Raw genomic sequence first — 5,891 nt, forward strand, 5'->3', positions numbered from 1 at the left:
GCGCTATCTGACCGCCCGGCCACGTGATTTCCTGATGGTGGCCACCCCCGGGGCAGGCAAGACGGCGTTCGCGCTGCGGGTCGTCACCGAACTGCTGGCGGACCGCACCGTCGACCGGATCACCGTGGTGGTGCCGACCGAGCACCTCAAGACGCAGTGGGCCGCAGCCGCCGTCGAGCACGGCGTGGCGCTGGACCCGAAGTTCAGCAACTCCGCGGCGCAGACCAGCCCCGAGTACCACGGCGTGGTGGTCACCTACGCCCAGGTGGCCAGCCACCCCACTCGACACCGGGTGCGCACCGAGGAGCGGCGGACCCTGGTGATCTTCGACGAGATCCACCACGGCGGCGACGCCAAGACCTGGGGCGAGGCGATCCGTGAGGCGTTCGGCGACGCCACCCGCCGGCTGGCGCTGACCGGTACCCCGTTCCGCTCCGACGACAGCCCGATCCCGTTCGTCACATATGAGCCCGACGGTGCCGGCGCGCTACGCTCGGTGGCCGACGAGAGCTACGGCTACCCCGAGGCGCTGGCCGACGGGGTGGTCCGGCCGGTGGTGTTCCTGGCCTACTCCGGCGAGGCCCGGTGGCGGGACAGCGCGGGTGAGGAGTACGCCGCCCGGCTCGGCGAGCCGCTCACCGCCGAGCGCACCGCCCGCGCCTGGCGCACCGCGCTGGACCCGGCCGGGGAGTGGATGCCGGCGGTGATCACCGCCGCCGACACCCGGCTGCGGCAGCTGCGCGGCGGCGGCATCCCGGACGCCGGCGGGATGGTGATCGCCTCCGACCAGGCCACCGCCCGGGCCTACGGAAAGCTGTTGCACACACTCACCGGCGAGGCGGCCACCGTGGTGCTCTCCGACGACCCGGGCGCGTCGCAGAGCATCGCGACATTCGCCGCCGGTACCAGCCGCTGGCTGGTCGCGGTGCGGATGGTCTCCGAGGGTGTCGACGTGCCGCGGCTGGCCGTCGGGGTGTATGCCACCAGCGCGTCGACCCCGCTGTTCTTCGCCCAGGCCATCGGCCGGTTCGTCCGGTCCCGGCGGGCCGGCGAGACCGCCAGCATCTTCCTGCCGTCGGTGCCGTCGCTGCTGCGGCTGGCCAGCGAGTTGGAAGCGCAGCGCAACCACGTGCTGGGCGCACCGCACCGCGAGCCACTCGGCGACGACGAGCCGGTCGAGCGCCGCCGCAGCGAACCGTCCGAACTGGAGAACACCTTCGAGGCGCTGGGCGCCGACGCCGAGCTCGACCAGGTGATCTTCGACGGCGCGTCGTTCGGTACGGCCACCCCGGCCGGCAGCGAGGAGGAGGCCGACTACCTGGGCATCCCCGGCCTGCTGGACCCCGATCAGATGCGGGATTTGTTGCGGCGCAGGCAGGAAGAACAGCTGGACCGCCGCAGCCAAGCCGGCGGCAGCACCCCGGTCCAGCCGGTGACCCGGCACGGGCAGTTGCACGAGCTGCGTCGCGAGCTCAACGCGCTGGTCTCGGCGGCGCATCACCGCACCGGCAAGCCGCACGGCTGGATCCACAACGAACTGCGCCGCATCTGCGGTGGCCCGCCGGTGGCCGCCGCCACCGGCGATCAGCTCAAGGAGCGGATCGCCGCGGTCCGGGCACTGAGCGCGTAAACGGGTCCGGTTCAGCGTTTTTCAGCGAGTTCCGCCAGCCGGTCCAGCGAATTCCGCGCCCTGCCGGCTGGCGCTCACCACCCGGGAAGCGTCATCGAGGTCAGCCCCGCTCACCACCGGCCGCGTCGATCAGCCGCGACATCTCAGCGTAGGACATCCCGGTGGTGGCGCCGGTGATGTCGCCGTCGGCGAGCCGGGTCGCCGCGTCCTGCAGCGCCGCCGCCACATGTGTGTAGAGCGCCGACCCGAGGCTGATCCGCTTCACACCGGCCTGCTTCAGCTGGGCGACGGTGACGCTCGCGGTGCCGACACCGCGCACCACGTTGACCGGTTTGGGCGCCACCGCGGCCACCACCTTGCGCACCGAGTGCAGGTCGGGCAGGCGCGGCGCGTACAGCACGTCGGCGCCGGCCTCGGCGAAGGCGACCAGCCGGCGGATGGTGTCGTCGAGGTCGGCACGGCCGTGCAGGAAGTTGTCGGTGCGCCCGGTCAGCACGATCCGGCCGCGGGCTACCACCGCCGCGGCGCGAACCCGGGCCACCGCGTCGTCGAAGTCGCGGATCGGCACCGACGGGTCGCCGGTGGTGTCCTCCACCCCGACGCCGGCCAGCCCGGCGTCGATCGCCGCGGCCACCGTCGCCGCCACGTCGTCGGGGGTGTCACCGTAGCCGTCTTCGAAGTCACCGTTGATCGGCAGCCCGCTGACCCACCCCAGCAGCTCGGCGTGCGCCAGGTGCTCACCCCGGGTGACCGCGTGCCGTCCGTCCAGCCGGCCCAGCGCCGCCGCCAGCGCCGCCGAACTGGTGCCCAGCGCTTCGAAGCCAGCGTTCTTGAGGATCAGCGCCGAGAGCCCGTCCCAGGCGTTGGGCATCACGAAGCCGCGATTGTGCAACTCCAGGAACGCCTCGTGGTGGTTCGACGCCATCAGCAAACCTCCTCCGATCGGCGGCGCGGTGCGCCAGCACCAACGCTAGGCCGTTATCGCCGCTGCGCCCAGCGGCTCTCGACCACCCAGGGCGAGGCGGACGCAGCCACCGACCAGGCCAGCGCCGCCGGCACGTCGAGCACCCGGTAGGCCTTCACCCCGGCGGCGGTGGCCGCCACCAGGGTGGCCACCCCGACGCGGCGCTGAAACCAGCTCTGCCGCATCGTCCACCCGATGATGCCCTCGGTGGCGAGGCAGTCGCGGCGCCGGTCCAGGCTGCCGCTGCGGGCCACCAGCCAGCGCCCGTCGACCCGGTGTCCCAAGGCCCGCACCCGGTCGGCGGCCAGCAGCGCACAGCACCCGGTCAGCGCCAGCCACAGCGCCCAGCCCCAGACCGGCGTGGCGAGCACCACCAGCCCGATCCCCACCACGACCGGCAGCGCCATCGCCCGGGTCCAGCGCCGCCGCGCGGCCGCCGGGCCGTGCCCGACCAGTGCCCCGCTGACCACCTGCGCATCGCCGACCAGGCCGGTCAGCACCGACTCCGCGGTCGCCGCCGGGCAGGGCGGCAACAGCAGCGACGACTCGCCGACACCGCGCACCCCGGTCATCACCGCGTCCAGCCGAGCCCCGCCCATCAGCCGCACCAACAGCGGCCGGCGCAGGGTCCCGCCGCGCAGCCGGCGCATGTCGTAGCTGTGCTCCCGAGTCCGCAGCAGCCCGTAGCTCAGGTGCAGCACATCACCGGCGGCACCGGGGTTTCGAGACAACGCCAGGTTTCCGTAGCTGAGCAGCGAACCGACCACCGCCAGCAGCACCGACGCCAACAACACCGTCAGGGCGATCACCGTCGTCGTGGCCAGCACGCCGATCCGCCCAGCCGCGTCCAGCCAGGACCGGCCCAGCGGCGAATCCTGCACCGCCGCCCAGACTCCGGTCTGCATCACCGCACCGGCCCCGGCCGCCAGCATCACCAGCCCGGAGAAGCTCAACGGGCTGTACCGCAGCCATGACGGCCGCCACTGGGCGAGCAGCGTCGCCGGCGCGCTCGCCGCGGCCTCGGGCTGGGCGTCACCGGCCGCGACCAGCAGCATCGCCCGCAGCGCCGGCACCTGATCGCTCTCCACCGCGTCCAGCTCGAACAGCCGCTCCCCGACGGTCTCCTGACCGGTGCTGACCCGCAGCACGGTCAGCCCCAGCAGCCGATGCAGCAGCCGGGCTTCGGTCTGTACCGAACGGATCCGGTTGCGCGGCACCGACAGCACGCTGCGACGCAGGATGCCGGTGCGCAGTTGCAGCCGTCCGGACTCGGGGTCGGGCTCGACCCGGTAGGTGGTGGTGAACCAGCGCGCCACCCCGACCACGGCGATCAGCCACAGCACCGCGATCAGCCAGAGCGGGTTGTCACTGCTCGATCCCCAGACCGCCGCGACGACCAGCAGCGGCAGCTCACGCAGCCCCTCGTGCAGCGGATGCACCAACAGCATCCGGGGGCTCAGCCGCTGCCAGGCCGCCCCGGGCGGTTGAGGAGGCCAGGAGGGTGGCGCAGCTCCCGGGCGGCTCACGTGGCGTCCTCGGCGCCGAGCGACGCCGCGCTGGTCAGTTGCGCGACGACGCGCTCGGCGACGGCCTGGTCCAGCGCGACGATATGCACCGCACCCGCCGACGAGGCGGTGGTGACGGTGACGTTGGACAGCCCAAACAGCCGGTCCAGCGGGCCGCGGTAGGTGTCCACCGTCTGCACCCGGGAGATCGGCGCGATCCGTCGCTCCTGCACCAGCCACCCGGTGCGGGTGTACACCGCCTGCGGGGTGACGTCCCAGCGATGCACCCGGTAGCGCCAGACCGGGGCCACCACGACGCTGACCAGCGCCCCGACCGCCGTCACCGCCGCGGTCAGGTCATGCAGCCAGACCGGCTGTGGGTCGACCGCCGTCCAGACCAGCTGCGCCAGCGCCAGCACCATCCAGGGCACCGCGCCGACCAGCAGCCAGAGCAGTGGCGCCCTGGTGCTCGGCGGATACCGAGGCTCGACCAAGGTGACCGGCCCCGGGCTGTTCGCGTTATCCGCCATGGCAAGAAGGATGACAGCAGCCGCGATTCGATGCCATCGCGCCCGGCCGGGCGGGTGGGTATCGTTTTGCGGCATGAGCCCTCAGCGGAAGTGGTCGGCGGACGACGTGCCGGATCAGGCCGGGCGGGTCGCCGTCGTCACCGGCGCCAACACCGGCCTCGGCTATCACACCGCCGCCGAACTCGCCGCCCACGGCGCGCGGGTGGTGCTGGCGGTCCGCAACACCGGCAAGGGCGATGACGCCGCCGCCCGCATCCGCGCGGCCAGCCCGGACGCCGACGTCACCGTGCAGCGGCTCGACCTGAGTTCGCTGGAGTCGGTGCGCGCCACCGCCGACGCGCTGCGTTCCGCCTACCCGGCCATCGACCTGCTGGTCAACAACGCCGGGGTGATGTGGACCCCGAAGCAGACCACCGCCGACGGGTTCGAGCTGCAGTTCGGCACCAACCACCTGGGCCACTTCGCGTTCACCGGCCTGCTGCTGGACCACCTGCTCCCCGTCGACGGCTCGCGGGTGGTGACCGTCAGCAGCATGGGCCATCGGATGGGGGCTGCCATCCACTTCGACGACCTGCAGTGGGGGCACAGCTACAGCCGGCACGGCGCCTACGCGCAGTCGAAGCTGGCGAACCTGTTGTTCACCTACGAGCTGCAACGCCGGCTGGCGACCGGCGGCAAGCCGACCATCGCGGTGGCGGCCCACCCCGGTGCCTCCAACACCGACCTGACCCGCAGCCTCCCGGGGCCGCTGCGGCCGCTGGAGAGGCTGCTGGGGCCGGTCCTCTTCCAGGGCGCCGAGATGGGGGCGCTGCCGACGCTGCGGGCCGCCACCGACCCGGCCGTCACCGGCGGGCAGTACTACGGCCCGGACGGGTTCGGCGAGCAGCGCGGGTATCCAAAGTTGGTGCGGTCCAGCAGGCAGTCCCACGACGAGGGGCTGCAGCGACGGCTCTGGCAGGTCTCCGAGGAGCTGACCGGGGTGCGGTTTCCGGTGTAGAGCGGGCCGACGACTGCGCCTAGCACAGGCCACCTACCTGCGCGGCATCGTGCCCTCGTGATGGCTGACGCTGGTCGGCCAGCGTGTGGTTGGCCGCACCAGAAGCCCGGGTTAACGAAGATTCCGGCCGACACAGCGACCGATCTGATGTAACGCCTCCGCTGACAACAATTGTTGAAGGCCCATCACTAGGCTCACCGGGCCCCGGACAAACAACCCCTCCGCCACGTCGACATCGAGATCGAGGATGTTTGCCAACGCGTTG

General features: G+C 72.6%; 5 protein-coding genes. 2 read left to right on the forward strand and 3 right to left on the reverse strand.

Annotated elements, in window-relative coordinates; all coding sequences use genetic code 11:
• Positions 1 to 1,630 (forward strand): DEAD/DEAH box helicase (locus AC2VNT_RS01365; protein ID WP_486945152.1); only part of this gene is annotated, 1,630 nt, incomplete at its 5' end.
• 100 nt (positions 1,631 to 1,730) lie between these two features.
• Here AC2VNT_RS01365 and AC2VNT_RS01370 read toward each other — a convergent pair.
• The 3 genes from AC2VNT_RS01370 to AC2VNT_RS01380 all read right to left on the reverse strand — a co-directional run bounded on the left by AC2VNT_RS01370 (position 1,731) and on the right by AC2VNT_RS01380 (position 4,629).
• Entirely contained in the window at positions 1,731 to 2,555 is an 825-nt protein-coding gene (locus tag AC2VNT_RS01370) for an isocitrate lyase/PEP mutase family protein (protein ID WP_486945153.1), read from the reverse strand.
• Between the two features lie 53 nt (positions 2,556 to 2,608).
• Positions 2,609 to 4,042: a PH domain-containing protein gene (locus tag AC2VNT_RS01375; RefSeq protein ID WP_486945154.1), complete on the reverse strand. Its 1,434-nt coding sequence runs from the start codon at positions 4,040 to 4,042 to the stop codon at positions 2,609 to 2,611.
• 74 nt (positions 4,043 to 4,116) lie between these two features.
• A complete protein-coding gene (locus AC2VNT_RS01380) occupies positions 4,117 to 4,629 on the reverse strand; it encodes a PH domain-containing protein (RefSeq protein ID WP_486945155.1) in 513 nt (170 codons plus the stop codon).
• A gap of 73 nt (positions 4,630 to 4,702) precedes the next feature.
• On the opposite strand from AC2VNT_RS01380, the gene AC2VNT_RS01385 reads away from it, so the two are divergent.
• A complete protein-coding gene (locus AC2VNT_RS01385) occupies positions 4,703 to 5,626 on the forward strand; it encodes an SDR family NAD(P)-dependent oxidoreductase (RefSeq protein WP_486945156.1) in 924 nt (307 codons plus the stop codon).
• Positions 5,627 to 5,891 lie beyond the last annotated feature (265 nt).

The sequence above is a fragment of the Mycobacterium sp. TH-M15 genome (assembly GCF_057473705.1).

What these genes read in the sequence shown, in the direction of transcription:
- AC2VNT_RS01370 (WP_486945153.1), bottom strand. Translation starts at nt 2,555, where the DNA reads ATGGCGTCGAACCACCACGAGGCGTTCCTGGAGTTGCACAATCGCGGC.
- AC2VNT_RS01375 (WP_486945154.1), bottom strand. Translation starts at nt 4,042, where the DNA reads ATGCTGTTGGTGCATCCGCTGCACGAGGGGCTGCGTGAGCTGCCGCTG.
- AC2VNT_RS01380 (WP_486945155.1), bottom strand. Translation starts at nt 4,629, where the DNA reads ATGGCGGATAACGCGAACAGCCCGGGGCCGGTCACCTTGGTCGAGCCT.
- AC2VNT_RS01385 (WP_486945156.1), top strand. Translation starts at nt 4,703, where the DNA reads ATGAGCCCTCAGCGGAAGTGGTCGGCGGACGACGTGCCGGATCAGGCC.